The 14,550-nt window shown below is 67.2% G+C and carries 13 protein-coding genes; 3 read left to right on the top strand and 10 right to left on the bottom strand.

Translation table 11 applies throughout. From position 1 onward, the window contains the following. Positions 1–2 precede the first annotated feature (2 nt). The 5 genes from secD to ACE3T8_RS04975 form a co-directional block, all read right to left on the bottom strand. On the bottom strand, positions 3–1,871 hold the full coding sequence (gene secD, locus ACE3T8_RS04995) for a protein translocase subunit SecD (protein ID WP_374607321.1): 1,869 nt from the start codon (positions 1,869–1,871) through the stop codon (positions 3–5). A 54-nt stretch (positions 1,872–1,925) separates the two neighbouring features. Further along, entirely contained in the window at positions 1,926–2,273 is a 348-nt protein-coding gene (gene yajC / locus ACE3T8_RS04990) for a preprotein translocase subunit YajC (protein WP_374607319.1), read from the bottom strand. An 80-nt stretch (positions 2,274–2,353) separates the two neighbouring features. Next, positions 2,354–3,478 (bottom strand): tRNA guanosine(34) transglycosylase Tgt, encoded by a 1,125-nt coding sequence (tgt, locus tag ACE3T8_RS04985; protein ID WP_374607318.1) that lies wholly within the window; start codon positions 3,476–3,478, stop codon positions 2,354–2,356. Positions 3,479–3,552: 74 nt separating this feature from the next. Beyond that, complete coding sequence (queA, locus tag ACE3T8_RS04980) at positions 3,553–4,587, bottom strand: tRNA preQ1(34) S-adenosylmethionine ribosyltransferase-isomerase QueA (RefSeq protein WP_374607316.1); 1,035 nt, start codon at positions 4,585–4,587, stop codon at positions 3,553–3,555. Between the two features lie 44 nt (positions 4,588–4,631). Then, a complete protein-coding gene (locus ACE3T8_RS04975) occupies positions 4,632–5,063 on the bottom strand; it encodes an Lrp/AsnC family transcriptional regulator (protein WP_374607315.1) in 432 nt (143 codons plus the stop codon). 139 nt (positions 5,064–5,202) lie between these two features. On the opposite strand from ACE3T8_RS04975, the gene ACE3T8_RS04970 reads away from it, so the two are divergent. Continuing rightward, entirely contained in the window at positions 5,203–6,705 is a 1,503-nt protein-coding gene (locus ACE3T8_RS04970) for an aminotransferase class III-fold pyridoxal phosphate-dependent enzyme (RefSeq protein ID WP_374607314.1), read from the top strand. A gap of 57 nt (positions 6,706–6,762) precedes the next feature. Here ACE3T8_RS04970 and ACE3T8_RS04965 read toward each other — a convergent pair whose 3' ends face one another. The 3 genes from ACE3T8_RS04965 to ACE3T8_RS04955 are packed head-to-tail and all read right to left on the bottom strand — an operon-like array spanning position 6,763 to position 9,877. Beyond that, positions 6,763–7,374: an inorganic diphosphatase gene (locus ACE3T8_RS04965; RefSeq protein ID WP_374607404.1), complete on the bottom strand. Its 612-nt coding sequence runs from the start codon at positions 7,372–7,374 to the stop codon at positions 6,763–6,765. Then, positions 7,371–8,753: a metallophosphoesterase gene (locus ACE3T8_RS04960; protein WP_374607312.1), complete on the bottom strand. Its 1,383-nt coding sequence runs from the start codon at positions 8,751–8,753 to the stop codon at positions 7,371–7,373. The genes ACE3T8_RS04965 and ACE3T8_RS04960 overlap by 4 nt, the downstream gene beginning before the upstream one ends. Further along, positions 8,741–9,877, bottom strand: coding sequence for a phytase (locus ACE3T8_RS04955; RefSeq protein WP_374607310.1), 1,137 nt, complete (start codon positions 9,875–9,877; stop codon positions 8,741–8,743). Before ACE3T8_RS04955 ends, ACE3T8_RS04960 begins: the two co-directional genes overlap by 13 nt. Positions 9,878–10,174: 297 nt before the next feature. On the opposite strand from ACE3T8_RS04955, the gene ACE3T8_RS04950 reads away from it, so the two are divergent. Together ACE3T8_RS04950 and upp are read left to right on the top strand one after the other, a co-directional pair. Continuing rightward, positions 10,175–12,388: a TonB-dependent receptor plug domain-containing protein gene (locus ACE3T8_RS04950; protein ID WP_374607309.1), complete on the top strand. Its 2,214-nt coding sequence runs from the start codon at positions 10,175–10,177 to the stop codon at positions 12,386–12,388. Positions 12,389–12,491: 103 nt separating this feature from the next. Continuing rightward, positions 12,492–13,124 carry a uracil phosphoribosyltransferase gene (gene upp / locus ACE3T8_RS04945; protein ID WP_374607308.1) on the top strand — a complete coding sequence of 211 codons (633 nt, stop codon included), beginning with the start codon at positions 12,492–12,494 and terminating at the stop codon, positions 13,122–13,124. A gap of 10 nt (positions 13,125–13,134) precedes the next feature. Here upp and ACE3T8_RS04940 read toward each other — a convergent pair whose 3' ends face one another. Together ACE3T8_RS04940 and ACE3T8_RS04935 are read right to left on the bottom strand one after the other, a co-directional pair. Next, entirely contained in the window at positions 13,135–13,521 is a 387-nt protein-coding gene (locus ACE3T8_RS04940; RefSeq protein ID WP_374607306.1) for an MAPEG family protein, read from the bottom strand. Between the two features lie 63 nt (positions 13,522–13,584). Beyond that, positions 13,585–14,475: an MBL fold metallo-hydrolase gene (locus ACE3T8_RS04935; protein WP_374607304.1), complete on the bottom strand. Its 891-nt coding sequence runs from the start codon at positions 14,473–14,475 to the stop codon at positions 13,585–13,587. Positions 14,476–14,550 lie beyond the last annotated feature (75 nt).

Below are 14,550 nucleotides of genomic sequence, written 5' to 3'. Positions count from 1 at the left end.
CCTCAGATGGCCACGGACTTGAGCTTCTTGCGGCCGCCGTAGATCAGCGTGGCGATGCCGCGCGACACCGACACCGCGGTGTAGGCGGAGGTCGCGATGCCGAGCATGGTGGTCATGCCGAAGCCCTTCAGCGGACCGGAGCCGAAGGCGAACATCGCCAAGCCGGCCAGGAACGCGGTGACATTGGCGTCCAGGATGGTGCCGGAGGCGCGCTCGTAGCCTTCGGCGATCGCCTTCTGCGGCGGCAGGCCCAGCCGCAACTCCTCGCGGATGCGTTCGTTGATCAGCACGTTGGCGTCAACCGACATGCCCACCGTCAGCGCGATGCCGGCCAGGCCGGGCAGGCTCATGGTGGCGCCGAGCAGGGACATCAGCGCGAACACCATCAGCAGGTTCATCAACAGCGCCATGCAGGTGATCAGGCCGAACATCCGGTAGTACACCAGGAAGAACAGCAGGGCGAAGATGAAGGAGAACGCCACCGCGGTGAGGCCGCGCTGGATGTTTTCCTTGCCCAGGCTGGGACCGATGGTGCGTTCGTCGACGAAGTCCATCGGCGCCGCCAGCGCGCCGGCGCGCAGCAGCAGGGCCAGGTCGGCGCCTTCCTTCATGCTTTCCAGGCCGGTGGTCTGGAAGTCGCGGCCGAGCGTGCTCTGGATGGTGGCGACCGAGATCACCTGCTCGTTGGTGCGCGTCGTGCGCACTTCCTTGCCGTCGATGATCTTCACCTCGGGCACGCGCTCGATGTAGACCACCGCCATGCGCTTGCCGACGTGCGCGCTGGAGTACTCGAACATGCGCTGGCCGCCGACGCTGTTCAGGCGCACGCTCACCGCCGGGGTTCCGGTCTGCGAGTCGAAGAACGAGGTCGCATTCTGCAACTGCTCGCCGGAGGTGATGATGCGCTTGTTCAGGAGCACGGGCAGCGGCTTGCCATCCGAACCGATGTCCTTGCCGTAGTAGATGCGCGCGTCTGGCGGCACGTTGCCGGTGTCGCGCGCCTCGATCGCGTTGCCGTCCACCACACCGCGGTATTCCAGGGTCGCGGTCGCGCCCAGGATGCGCTTGGCCTGGGCGGTGTCCTGCACGCCGGGCAGCTGCACCGCGATGCGGTCTGCGCCTTGCCGCTGGATGATCGGCTCGGCCACGCCCAGCTCGTTGATGCGATTGCTCAGCGTGCCGATGTTCTGCTGGACCGCGTCGGTCAGCATCTTGTCCAGCTCGGCCTGGGGGATGCGCACGCTGATGCGATCCGCCGTGGTCTCGATCTGGTAGGTCGGCATGTCGCGGGCCAGCAAGGCGCGCACCTTGGACAGGTCCTGGCCCGGGCTCAGCGTCGCGACCACGGCATTGCCGGCGGCCGGCTCGACCGAGCTGTAGCGGATGCGGTTCTCGCGCAGGAGCACGCGCATGTCCTCGGCCGTCGACTCGAAGCGCTTGGCCAGCGCGGCCTCGCGATCGACCTGCATGAGGAAGTACACGCCGCCCCGCAGATCCAGGCCCAGGAACATCGGCTTGGCGCCGATCGCCCGCAGCCAGGCCGGGACAGTGGAGGCCTGGTTGAGCGCGACCACGTAGCCGGTGCCCACTTCGTCGCGGATCGCCTGCGCGGCACGGGTCTGGATGTCGTCGGTGGTCGTGCGCACCAGCAGGTTGCCGTCGCTGCCGATTTCGCTGGCCATGAACGGCACGCCCTGCTTCTTCAACGCGGCCTCGACCCGGGTCTTCAGGGCCGCGTCGACCTGCGAACCGCGGTTGGCGGTGACCTGCACGGCCGGATCCTGCGGGTACACGTTGGGCAGCGCGTAGAGCACGCTGAACGCCAGCACCAGCACGATGACAAGGTATTTCCAGCGGGAATATTCGAGCATCACGACACCCCGCGCACGGCCATCAGGGCCGGCGCTTGTTGCTTCAGGAAAAGATCAGGCCGACTTCAGCGTGCCCTTGGGCAGCACGTTGGCGATGGCGGCGCGCTGCACGCGCAGCTGCACGCCATTGGCGACCTCGACGGTCACGAAGCTCTCGCCGATCGCGGCCACGGTGCCGGCGATGCCGCCACTGGTGATCACTTCGTCGCCCTTGGCCAGCTTGTCCAGCATGGCGCGGTGCTCCTTCTGCCGCTTCATCTGCGGGCGGATCATCAGGAAATACATGATCACGATCAGGATGATCGGGAACAGGAAGGTCTGCAGCCCGCCCATGGGCGAGGCGGCGGGAGCGCCGGCCGCTTGGGCATGGGCAACGGGAATCAGGAAATCGAGCGGGTTCATGCGGGAATCCGTGTAGGCGAAGCGGATGGGTTGGCCGAGGCCAGCCGGGAATTATGCCACGAGGGCCGGCAGGCGGCCTTTCAGGGCCGGCGGGCCGCGTAGAAGGACTCCCGGAACGCTGCAAAGGTTCCCTGCCCGATCGCCTCGCGCATCCGCGCCATCAGCCGCTGGTAGTGGCGCAGGTTGTGCAGGGTGCCCAGGATCGGGCCGAGCATCTCGTTGCAGCGGTCCAGGTGGCGCAGGTAGGCGCGGGTATAGCCGCCGGCGCAGGCCACGCAATCGCAGCCCTCCTCGATCGGCCGCAGGTCGCGCTCGTACTGCGAGTTGCGCACGCGCACCACGCCGGTATCGGTGAAGAAGTGCCCGTTGCGGGCGTTCCGGGTCGGCATCACGCAGTCGAACATGTCCACCCCGCGCGCCACCGCCTCCACCAGGTCCTCCGGCCGCCCCACGCCCATCAGGTAGCGCGGGCGATCCGTCGGCAGCTGCGGCGCGGTGTGCTCGAGCATCGCGTTGCGCTCGGCCTCGGTCTCGCCCACCGCCAGGCCGCCGATGGCATAGCCATCGAAGCCGATCTGCTGCAGGCCTTCCGCCGAGCGCGAACGCAGGTCGTGGTGCACGCCGCCCTGGACGATGCCGAACAATGCAGCGTCGTTGCCCGCGTGCGCGATCTTCGAACGCTCGGCCCAGCGCAGCGACAGTTCCATCGAGCGTTCGACCACGCGCTTGTCCACCGGCGCGCCATCCACCGTCACCGGCGGGCACTCGTCGAAGATCATGACGATGTCGCTGCCCAGCACTTTCTGGATGTGCATGGATTCCTCGGGGCCGAGGAAGACCTTGCTGCCGTCGGTGGGCGCGGCGAAGGTCACCCCGGCCTCGGTGATCTTGCGGCGGTTGGCCAGCGAGAACACCTGGAACCCGCCGGAATCGGTGAGGATCGGGCCGTCCCAGCGGGCGAAGCCGTGCAGGCCGCCATGGGCTTCGATGACCTCCAGGCCGGGCCTCAGGAACAGGTGGAAGGTGTTGCCCAGGATGATCTGCGCGCCCAGGTCGCGGACCTGGTCGGGCAACACGCCCTTGACCGTGCCGTAGGTGCCGACCGGCATGAACGCCGGCGTCTCGATGGTCCCGCGCGGGAAGGTGATGCGGCCGCGCCGCGCCGCGCCATCGGTGCCGAGCAGCTCGAAATTCATGCGGCTCATCGCGCGCGCACCTGCATTCCGGATCGCAGGGCGCGCCGTCCGGGCACTCCTGCCCGTCACGCCTGTATCGCGGCTCATGCGGACACCTCCGGGAACAACAACATCGCATCGCCATAGCTGAAGAAGCGGTACCGCTCGCGCACCGCGTGCTCGTAGGCGGCGAACACGCGCTGCTTGCCGGCGAAGGCGGAGACCAGCATCAGCAGCGTGCTTTCCGGCAGGTGGAAATTGGTGAGCAGCGCATCGATGCTGCGAATGCGGTAGCCGGGGAAGATGAAGATGTTGGTCTCGCCGGCGAAGGGTTGCAGCTCGCCATCGACCAGTGCGCTCTCCAGCGCACGCAGCACGGTGGTCCCGACCGCGATGACGCGTCCACCCGCGGCGCGCGTGCGGCGCACCTGTTGCACCAGTTCCGCACCGACGTTCAGCCATTCGCTGTGCATGCGATGGTCGCGGATGTCGTCGACCCGCATCGGCTGGAAGGTACCGGCACCCACGTGCAGGGTGACATGACCGAACTGCACGCCACGTTCGCGCAGCGTCTCCAGCAGCGCGTCGTCGAAATGCAGGCCGGCGGTGGGCGCGGCGACCGCGCCGATCTCGCGGGCGAACACGGTCTGGTAGCGCTCGGCATCGTCCGCACCGGGCTCGCGCTGGATGTAGGGCGGCAGCGGCAGGCGACCGGCATGCTGCAACCACTGTTCCAGCGATTCGCCGACGTGGAAACGCAGGCGCCAGAAGCTGTCCTCGCGCTCCAGCACCTCCGCTTCGCCGCCCGCGTCCAGCGCGATGCGGCTGCCGGGTTTCGGCGGCTTGCTGAACCCGAGTTGCGCGCGTGCCTCGTTGCCGGGCAGCAGGCGCTCGATCAGCAGTTCGACGCGACCACCGGTGGCCTTGGTGCCGAACAGTCGCGCCGGGATCACGCGGGTGTCGTTGAACACCAGCAGGTCGCCCGGCTGCAGCAGCGACGGCAGGTCACGCACCCCGAGGTCCGCGAACGCGGCATCGCCCGGCGGCACCAGCAGCAGGCGGCTGGCGGAGCGCTCGGCCAGCGGCGCCTGCGCGATCAGCGCTTCGGGCAGTTCGTAGTGGAAATCGGACTTCTTCACGGGGCTGCAGGCATCAAGGGGCGCGCATTGTAGGCGAGCCGCGACTACCGCTCGAACTTGGTCGACAGGATGATCGAGGTGGTGGTGCGATCCACGCCATCGATGGCGCCGATGCGGTCGGTGAGCACGTCCATCTCGCCGACGTTGCCGGCCACCGCGAACGCCACCAGGTCGTGGCCGCCGCTGACCGAATGCAGTTCGCGCACTTCGTGCATCGCCTGCAGCGCCTTCACCACCATCGCCATCTGCTTCGGCCGCAACATGATGAGGATGTGCGCGCGGATGCGGCTGCGCTCCAGTTCGTCATCGACCCGTACCGTATAGCCGCGGATCACGCCCTCCTGCTCCAGCCGGGTGATCCGGTTCTGCACCGTGGTCCGCGACAGGCCCAGCCGCCGCGCGATCTCGGCGGTGGAGGCGCGGGCGTCCTCGCGCAACAGGGAAAGCAGGAGATCGTCGGCCTTGGAAATGCGCATATCGCCGGATCATACCGTCGATCCGCCGGATATTGCCGTCGAACTGGACGATTCCGCCCTTTCGAGCGGCGCCGATCCCGCGATAATGACGGTTTGCACACTGCCCGGCCGCGGACGCGCATCCGCTGGAGAACCCGCCATGACCCTGCTCGACACCCTCGCCCCGCTCCGATCGCACGGCCAGGTCCGTACCCACGGCCTCGACGACGCCACTGTGCTCGAGTTCGCCGCCCGCGACGCCAGCCTGGCCGAGGCGATCACCGCCGCCGCCAGCGAGTACCAGCGTGTGCGCGCCGACTTCCCGGAGTTGCTGGACCTGGACGAGAACGCACAGGTGCGCGAGGTGCAATCCGGCTTCGTCAATTTCTACGCCGAAGACGCCGCCAATCCCTACGTCGCCCTGGCCGCGCGCGGCCCGTGGATCGTGACCCTGAAGGGCGCGGTGATTTACGACACCGGCGGCTACGGCATGCTCGGCCTGGGCCATGCGCCGGCCGCGGTGATCGAAGCGATGGCCAAGCCGCAGGCGATGGCCAACATCATGACCCCGCACGTGTCGCAGTTGCGCTTCGCGCAGGCGATGAAGGCGGAGATCGGCCAGACCCGTGGCGCGTGTCCCTACAGCGCCTTCCTGTGCCTGAACTCCGGTTCGGAATCGGTGTCGCTGGCCTCGCGCATCGTCGACGCCAATGCCAAGACGATGACCGACCCGGGCGCGCGCCACGCCGGCAAGACGATCAAGCGGCTGGTGGTCAAGGGCGCCTTCCATGGCCGCACCGAACGCCCGGCGCTGTACTCGGATTCCAGCCGCAAGGCCTACGTGCAGCACCTGGCCAGCTACCGAGACGAGACCTCGGTGCTGACCGTGCCGGCGTACGACATGGACGCCCTGCGCAAGCTCTTCGCCGATGCCGACGCCAACGGCTGGTTCATCGAGGCGATGTTCCTGGAGCCGGTGATGGGCGAAGGCGATCCTGGCCGCAGCGTGCCGGTCGCGTTCTACGAGCTCGCCCGCTCGCTGACCCGCGCGCATGGCGCAATGCTGCTGGTGGACTCGATCCAGGCCGGCCTGCGCGCGACCGGCTACCTGTCGATCGTCGACTACCCGGGCTTCGAAAGCGTCGATGCGCCGGACCTGGAAACTTATTCGAAGGCGCTCAACGCGGCTCAGTACCCGTTGTCGGTGCTGGCCGTCACCGCCGAATCCGCGGCGATCTACAAGCGCGGCCTGTACGGCAACACCATGACCGCCAACCCGCGCGCGCTCGACGTGGCATGCGCGGTGCTGGCGCAGCTCACCCCTGCCCTGCGCACGAACATCCAGCAGCGCGGCAAGCAGGCGCTGGCCATGCTCGAGGCGCTGAAGAGCGAACTCGACGGCCGCATCACCAAGGTGCAGGGCACCGGCCTGCTGTTCTCCTGCGAACTCGCGCCCGGCTACAAGGGTTACGGCGCCGGCTCGACCGAGGAATGGATGCGCGAACACGGCATCGGCGTGATCCATGGCGGCGAGAACTCGTTGCGCTTCACCCCGCATTTCGCGGTCAGCGATGAGGAATTGAAGCTGGTGGTCGCCACGGTCAAGCGCGCCCTGCTGGAAGGCCCGCGCCAGGCCAGCGTGGAACACGCCGCGGCTGCCTGAGACATACCCCGCGACGCGCGAACGAGGCGGGCCTGGCCCGCCTTTTTCGTGCCTGGCCTAGCGGTCGGCTCCGCGTTCGAAGCGCTGCATCGCCTCACGGATCAGCGCCCTGGCCTCGGCGGCATCGCCGTAACCGGACAGGCGCACCGGATTGCGGCCCTTCGGCAGGTCCTTGTACACGCGGAAGAACGCCTCGATACGGTCACGCTCGGCCTGCGGCAGGTCGGCGAGGTCGCGGATGCCGGCATAGGTCGGATCGACCTTGTCGGTCGGCACCCCGATGATCTTCTGGTCGGCCTCACCAGCGTCCGCCATCCGCAACACCCCCAGCGGGCGGAAGCGGATCAGCACCCCGGGATGCAGCGGTTCGCGGGTCAACACCAGCGCGTCCAGCGGATCGCCGTCGCCGGCCAGGGTGCGCGGCAGCGAGCCGTAGTTGGCCGGATACGCCACCGGCATCGACTGGAAGCGGTCGACGAAGACCAGGCCGTCCTCGTTGATCTCGTACTTGATGATGCTGCCCGCGGGAATCTCCACCGCCAGCACCACGCTTTCCGGCGCGTCCTTCGCCTGTGCGGCATGGAAGGGATGGCGCACGCCCGGTTCGCCTGCGACCGCCGTGCCGATGCACGCCAGCAACATCACGCCCAACAACACGGGCCTGGTCATTCCCAGCATCGGTCGCTCCGTCCCTTCAAGGTTTCCACGCGCATGCAGGCGCGCTCCGGGATGCGCCCTTCCTCCACGTCGCGCAGGCGCTTGCCGGCAGCACCGCCGTCGATCAATTCGAAGGCATCGTAGAGGCGACCTGTGGCGGTGCGCGCCTCGTAGCGCAGGCGCACGCCATCGGTGCGCACGATCTGGAACAACTGGGTGTCCTCGGCCACCGGCCGCATCGTCTTGCGCGCTTCCTCCGACAACCGATACTGCTTCGCGCCCGCCACCGAGACCACGAAGACCGGTGTCGGCTTCTGGTCATGCAGGCGACGGCCATAGACATGGTCGTGGCCCTGCAGCACCAGGTCGACACGATGCTTGCGAATGACCGGCAGCAGGTGTTCGCGCAGCAAGGCATTGTCGCGGCCGTCGCGCGGCGAGAAGAACGGTTGGTGGGTCAGCACGATGCTCCAGCGGTGCGGGTTGGATGCCAGCACGCCATCCAGCCAGCGCGCTTGCGAGCGCGCGGTACCCAGGTCCAGCGCCGAAGTGCCATCGATCACGGCCACGCGTACGCCCTGCACGTCGAACCAGTAGGTGGTCGATGCCGCTTCAGTCACGCCGTTGCCGGGCAACGCGAATGCGAGCGGCCAATGCGCGCCAAGCACGCGCCGCTCTTGCGGCGTGTCCTCGAATTCCTCGAAATATTCGTGGTTGCCGATCGCCGGTGCGACCAGCATTGAGGTCGGCAGCGATTCGTTGGCCTCGAACCACTCGCCCCACTCGTTGTCGTCCTCGCCATCGCCACCACTGACCAGGTCGCCTGCGAACAGGGCGAGCCGCGCGTCCGGCGCGTGTCGCATCGCCTCGCGCACGACACGCGTGGTCAGGCTGGTGTTCTTGTTCTGGGTATCGCCGAAGTACAGCAGGGTCAGCGGCACGTCCGCGGGGGCCGCCGTGCGGGTGTGGTGCCATGCGCTCCAGGTGCCGCCGCCCTGCACGCGCCAGGCATAGAGCGTGTCAGGCTGCAGGCCGACGACATCGGCGCGATGGTGATGCGCCAGGCCATTCTCGGTGCGCAGTGCGCGGGTGATCGATGTCAGCTGTCGCGGCGCCCCCATGTCCGGCGAATCGCCGGCCACCACGACCTGCAGCAATGGCGCATCGACGCTCGCCTCGGTGCGCCAGGCGACCGAGAACCCGCGCGAGGCATCCTGCGCGGGCGATGCGACGATGCGATCGGGGAACACGCTCGGCGCGAAACGCACCACTCCCGCCGGCACCCGCGTGTTCGGTTCGTGCTTGCGCAACGCGTCCTGCGCCGCCAACGGCAGGCACAGCAGCACCGCCAGCACGACCGCGGGCCGCGCACTCCAGTTCAACGCGGGCATGCAGGCAGCTTCAGCGCAGTCGCGATATCGCGCCAGTCGAATGCGGCCACGCCCAGGTCGAGGTGCGACGCATAGAACACGCCCTGCGGGAAGCGTGCATCGCCGCGTTCGTCCAGCCACACGCCATCGGTGAGGCCGGTCACCTTGCCGGCGAACGAACCGGCGTGCTGCAGGCTCCGACGCTCGAACAGATGGAACACGGTGCGGTCGGCGAACTGGTCGCTGGCCACCCACCAGCCGCTGCCATCGGCGCAGCGCATCAGCGCGATGCCCTCGGCCTGGGCGACGTACTGGCCATTGCCGACATCGCGCCCCAGGTAGCGACCCTGCAGGTCGTACTCGCGCAGGCGGGTCCCGGTGGGCACATCTTCCTCGGCGATCAGCAGGCGGTTGTTGGCTTCGTCGCCGAACAGCGACTCCGGCACCCGGATCGCGCCAGCAGCGCTGACATCGCCGAATGCGCCAGCGGCCTGCACGCTCCATTTGCCGTCGGCCTGCACCACCTCATAGCGACGGAAACGGCGATCGAGTTGCGCCAGCGGCGGGACGATATCGTCGCCCTTGGCATCTTCGCCGGCCATGTAGGCATCGCTGACCAGCACTTCGTAACCCGCGCCCTTGCGTCGCACCCACAGGCCATAGGGCTTCTGCAAGGCATCCTCGCCGAACGTGAGCAGCGGCTTGAAATCCGGCAGTTGGAACAATTGCACGCGATGGTTGTCGCGCTCGACCACGAACAGCAAACGATCGTCGATGGTGGCGATGCCGTTCGGGCGCGAGAGCTTGCCCAGGGCCTTGCCGCTGCCACCGACGGTGCGCAGGCGCTTGCCGGTGTCGCCGTCGTACACGACCAACTGGTCGGTGGCCTTGGCGCTGGCGACCAGCATCAGCTTGCCGTCCTGCAGCCAGCTGGCCGGCGAATCGATGTTGTCGTCGGGCGTCGATGCGGTGACGAAGGCCTCGGCGACCACCACATGCGGCACGTCATGGTTGCGCAACAACACGTCGTCGGCTTCGTACTCGTCGGGCTCGCGATCCGCCGCCGCATTGGTCGCGCCCTTGGGCGCAGTCGCACAGGCCGCGAGCAGCAACGGCAGGGCAAGCAGGGCGAGGCGTGGCGACATCGTGCAGCTCCGGAGATGGTCGATTGGGAACCGCGATGTTCTACGTGCCATGCATGACGCTTTCGTGTCACTGGCATGCGCACGCGCTGTGTCATGCAGATCGCATCCCGCTGTCATCGTTCGGCCATCCCGGGTACTTACAAAGTCGCGTTCATTTTCGCAACGGGATTCCATTCAATGAAACGTACCGCGCTCGCCGCCAGCATCTCACGAGCGATTTTCTGCGTTGCACTGCTGCCGGCAGGGCACGCCTTTGCTCAAACCCAGGTCCCCGATGACGGCCGGGACTCGAAACCGGTGCCCGTAGAGTTCGACCGCATCGTTGTGCAAGGCGAGATCACCTATCGCGACCGCACCGACGCCATCGAACCGGTACTGACATATGACCTGGAGTACTTCCAGCGCTTCGAGCCGAATACCGTGGGCGACATGCTCAAGCGCGTGCCGGGCGTGGCGTTCGTGGGCTCGGACATCATGGAGTTCGACGGCGCAATGATGCGCGGCATGGCCGCCGGCTACACCCAGGTGCTGATCAACGGCAAGAAGGTGCCGGGCGCGGGCGACGACCGCTCGTTCTGGGTCGACCGCATCCCCGCGGAGATGGTCGACCACGTCGAGATCCTGCGCAGCAACAGCGCCAACCGCAGCGGCGACGCGATGGCCGGCACCATCAACATCGTCCTGCGCGATGCGTATGTATTCGACGGTAGCTACGTGCGTATCGGTGCCACCCGCGCGTTCGACGGCGAGATCAATCCGAGCCTGGGCGCCGTCACCAGCGGCGATTTCCTCGGCGGTCGCATCCTTGCCGGCATCAATGTCCAGGATCGCTACCGCGCCAAGATCAAGCGTTCCGATCGCTACGCCGATCCGTCGATGGACGAACTGGTGAGTTGGGAAGACCAGAACGAGGTAAAGGATGGCCGCGACTACTCGGCCAATGTTTCCTTCTCCACCGATATCGGCGACACAGGGGAGTTCGGTATCGACGGCTTCTACGTCAAGACCGACCGCGATGTCACCGAGGTCTCGCATGAAGTCGAATACGACGATGGCGACGTGATCGAGTCCAACGTGCCCGGACTCAATCCAATCGCCCAGAAGAACTGGGGCATCGCCGCCGAGTACAAGTTCGCCATGGCCGGCGGCACAACAGCCATCGACCTTGACTATGCGCGCTTCGAGGACGACAGCGCCGAAAGCGAGGAGAAGCACGAATACGTCAACGGCGAGTGGGACAAGTCCGAGGCCGAAGCCTCCTCGGTCGATGCCAGGGACGGGGAGACCAGCTTCAAGATCGCGCACGAACGTCTGGTCGCCGCCAGCACCGAACTCGAGTTCGGCGTGGACTATCGTCGCAAGAAGCGCGATATCACCTACACAAACTTCGCGTGGGAAGCCGACAACGAAGGCGACCCGGTGGTCTATGAGCTCGACGGCAGCATCGGCTCGCTGATCGAGGAAACCCGCGTGGATCCGTACGTGATGGTGTCCGGCAAGCGCGGCGCGCTCGCGTGGGAAGCCGGCCTGCGCTACGAGACCACCAAGTCCGACATCCGTTACCGCGAGGACGGCGAAACCGAAGGCTCGGCCAACCGCGACTACAACAGCCTGTTGCCGTCGCTGCACCTGAAGTGGGACCTGGACGACACTACGCGCATCAACTTCTCGCTGGCCAAAAGCGTGAAGCGGCCGAATTTCAACGAAGTGGTGCCGGCGCTGCTGGATGGCGAGTACGGCGACAACGACTACATCGGCAACCCGCTGCTGGAACCGGAGCGCGCCAACGGCCTCGACCTGGGCTTCGAACGCCGGCTGGGCAAGAGCGGCGTGGTCGGCGTCAACGTGTTCTACCGCGACGTCAAGAACCTGATCGAGCTGGTCAATACCGGCGAGTGGAGCGAGGACGCGCAGGACAGCTACGAGGACGACCTCGAGGAATTCCTGGAAGAGAACCCCGGCGCGAGCGAAGCCGATTTCGAGTTCGAACCGGAAAGCTACGTGTTCACTTCGGCCAATATCGGCGACGGCAAGGTCTACGGCGTGGAGTTCGACCTGTCCACACCGCTGACCGCGCTCGGCCTGCCCGACACTGGCGTGTTCCTCAACTATTCCTGGCTCAACAGCAAGGTCGATGATTTCATCGGCAGCCGCCGCTTCAACGACCAGGCGCGCAGCGTCTACAACGTCGGCTTCATCCACGACCTGCCCGCGTTGCAGGCCTCGTTCGGCGCGACCTACCGCAAGCAGGGCGACGCCTTCAGCCGGATCGTCGCCGAGGAAGTGACGGTGCGTTACGGCGCGGACCTGGAGGTCTTCGTCGAAAAGCGCGTCGGCAAGACGCTGTCGCTGCGGTTGAGCGCGGCCAACCTGCTGGATGCATCGAAGGACGAGTTCGTCCACAAGTTCGACAACCTCGCCGACCAGGTCGATCGCGACTACGACGAGTACGAACTGGAGACCGAGGAAGCCGGCCCCAGTTACCAGCTGGTCGCGCGCTGGGCGTTCTGACGAATACCGCTTCGATCCGTCGCGAAGGCCGGCCATGCGCCGGCCTTCGCGTTTCCGGCAGGCGCGACTTGCGGCACACTCGCGCTGCACACGGAGCACCTGCATGAAGATCGTCGAAGTCCGCCACCCCCTGGTCCAGCACAAACTCGGCAAGCTGCGCGATGTCGGCACCGACCCGGTGCTGTTCCGCCAGCTGGCCAGCGAGATCGCCGCGATGCTCGCCTACGAGGCCACCCGCGAGATGCCGGTGGAAACCCGCAGCGTGCCGACCTGGGCCGGGCCGCTGGACGTAGCGCACGTGCGCGCCGAGAAGGTGACCCTGGTGCCGATCCTGCGCGCCGGCTTGGGATTCCTGCCCGGCGTGCAGGCGATGCTGCCGGCCGCCGCGGTCAGCGTGATCGGCCTGCGCCGCAACGAGGCCACCCACCAGCCGGAAACCTATTACGAGCGCCTGGCCGACAACATGGGCGAGCGCACCGCGATCCTGATCGATCCGATGCTGGCCACCGGCGGCAGCGCGCTGGCCGCCATCGACATGCTCAAGGCGGCGGGCTGCAGGCAGGTCAAATGCCTGTTCCTGGTCGCCGCGCCGGAAGGGCTACGGACGCTAGAGGCCGCACATCCTGACATCGAGGTCTACGTGGCCGCCGTCGACGAACGCCTGAACCAGGATGCCTACATCCTGCCCGGGCTGGGCGATGCCGGCGACCGGTTGTTCGGCACGCCGGTGGATTGATCGCGCAGGTTCAGCGCAGGGCGAGCCAGAGGCCGGCAAGCGCCATCGCCAGGAACACCAGCCACGTCAGCACGGTGCCGGTGAAACGACCGAAGGAATAGCCGCCGCTGCGCGACAAACCAAGCGCATGCAGCACCCGGCCGAGCAGCAGGGCGCTACCGAAGCCCCAGACCCACGCAGGAGCGAGCCCGCACAATTCCAGCAGGGCCAGCACCAGCAACGCGAACGGCGCGTGCTCGATGAAATTCCCGTGGGTGCGGATCATCCGCGTCAGCACCTTGTCGCCGCCGTCGCCCAGGCCGATCTTGCGCGAACTCCGGTAACGCGGGATCGGCGCGAGCAAGACCAGCATCAGCAACACGTGCAGCGACGCGAACAGCAGGGTGATCTTGGGCATCGGCGGAATTCGCATCAGGCGGAGCGCGCACGATGCACGCCCGCGTCGCGGAATGCCAGCGCCTCAGGCGGCGATCGCGCGTGCGCGCAGCTCCGCATGTTCGTGGGCGGTGCCGAACTTGCCCTTGTCGTCGCGGGTCACCTGGGCCAGTGCGCAACCGGGATCGTGGGTAAAGAACAGGTGCACGTTGCGCGCCAGCATGTCTTCCAGGAAAGCGCGCTTCTCGTCGATCAGCAGTTCCGCGTTGCGGTCGTAGCCCATCGTGATCGGCACGTGCACCCACGGCCGCCCGGGGATCAGGTCGGCGCAGAACACCACGCCGCCATGCGGCTGCCCATCGACGGTCTCGGGACCGACGATCTCCGCCAGCAGCAGGCCCGGCGTGTGGCCGTCGCTGTGGTGGAAGCGCACGCTGCGGCCGAGCGCCTGCGACCAGTCGCCATCGACCAGCTCCAGCCGGCCACTGGCTTCCAGCAGCCCGGGCAACTCCGGGATGAAGCTGGCGCGGTCGCGCGGATGCGGCTGCACCGCGCGTTCCCAATGCGCCTTGCCGACCACGAAGGTGGCGTTCGGGAACAGCAGGCGCGGGGGCTGCCCGTCTTCCCACGCGGCAAGCAGGCCGCCGGCATGGTCGAAGTGCAGGTGCGACAGCACCACCACGTCGATGTCCTGGTGGCGGAAGCCGGCCTCGGCCAGCGAGTCCAGCAGTACGTGGTTGGCCTCGACCACGCCGTAGCGCTCACGCAGTGCAGGGGCGAAGAACGCGCCGATGCCGGCCTCGAACAGCACGGTCTTGCCCTCGATCGGGCTGGCCAGCAAGGCACGGCAGGCCAGGTCGATGCGGTTGGCGGCATCCACCGCGGTCCAGCGCTCCCACAGCGCACGCGGTGCGTTGCCGAACATCGCGCCGCCATCGAGTTTCTGCGAGTTGCCGAGGATCGACCAGAGCTTCATGTCGTTCGTCCCTGTTTGGCGCGGGACGGCTTGCAAGGCCGTTGGCGCAGGAGTAGTACAGGATGCGCTGGTCAC

The sequence above is a fragment of the Thermomonas sp. genome (assembly GCF_041919455.1).
Lineage (GTDB): Bacteria > Pseudomonadota > Gammaproteobacteria > Xanthomonadales > Xanthomonadaceae > Thermomonas.
Note: the sequence above shows the minus strand (reverse complement) of the source record. Positions and strands in the feature narration are given on the sequence as shown.

What these genes read in the sequence shown, in the direction of transcription:
- ACE3T8_RS04940 (WP_374607306.1), bottom strand. Translation starts at nt 13,521, where the DNA reads ATGCCCAAGATCACCCTGCTGTTCGCGTCGCTGCACGTGTTGCTGATG.
- ACE3T8_RS04960 (WP_374607312.1), bottom strand. Translation starts at nt 8,753, where the DNA reads ATGCCCGCGTTGAACTGGAGTGCGCGGCCCGCGGTCGTGCTGGCGGTG.
- tgt (WP_374607318.1), bottom strand. Translation starts at nt 3,478, where the DNA reads ATGAGCCGCATGAATTTCGAGCTGCTCGGCACCGATGGCGCGGCGCGG.
- ACE3T8_RS04935 (WP_374607304.1), bottom strand. Translation starts at nt 14,475, where the DNA reads ATGAAGCTCTGGTCGATCCTCGGCAACTCGCAGAAACTCGATGGCGGC.
- ACE3T8_RS04975 (WP_374607315.1), bottom strand. Translation starts at nt 5,063, where the DNA reads ATGCGCATTTCCAAGGCCGACGATCTCCTGCTTTCCCTGTTGCGCGAG.
- ACE3T8_RS04955 (WP_374607310.1), bottom strand. Translation starts at nt 9,877, where the DNA reads ATGTCGCCACGCCTCGCCCTGCTTGCCCTGCCGTTGCTGCTCGCGGCC.
- yajC (WP_374607319.1), bottom strand. Translation starts at nt 2,273, where the DNA reads ATGAACCCGCTCGATTTCCTGATTCCCGTTGCCCATGCCCAAGCGGCC.
- ACE3T8_RS04965 (WP_374607404.1), bottom strand. Translation starts at nt 7,374, where the DNA reads ATGACCAGGCCCGTGTTGTTGGGCGTGATGTTGCTGGCGTGCATCGGC.
- ACE3T8_RS04970 (WP_374607314.1), top strand. Translation starts at nt 5,203, where the DNA reads ATGACCCTGCTCGACACCCTCGCCCCGCTCCGATCGCACGGCCAGGTC.
- secD (WP_374607321.1), bottom strand. Translation starts at nt 1,871, where the DNA reads ATGCTCGAATATTCCCGCTGGAAATACCTTGTCATCGTGCTGGTGCTG.
- upp (WP_374607308.1), top strand. Translation starts at nt 12,492, where the DNA reads ATGAAGATCGTCGAAGTCCGCCACCCCCTGGTCCAGCACAAACTCGGC.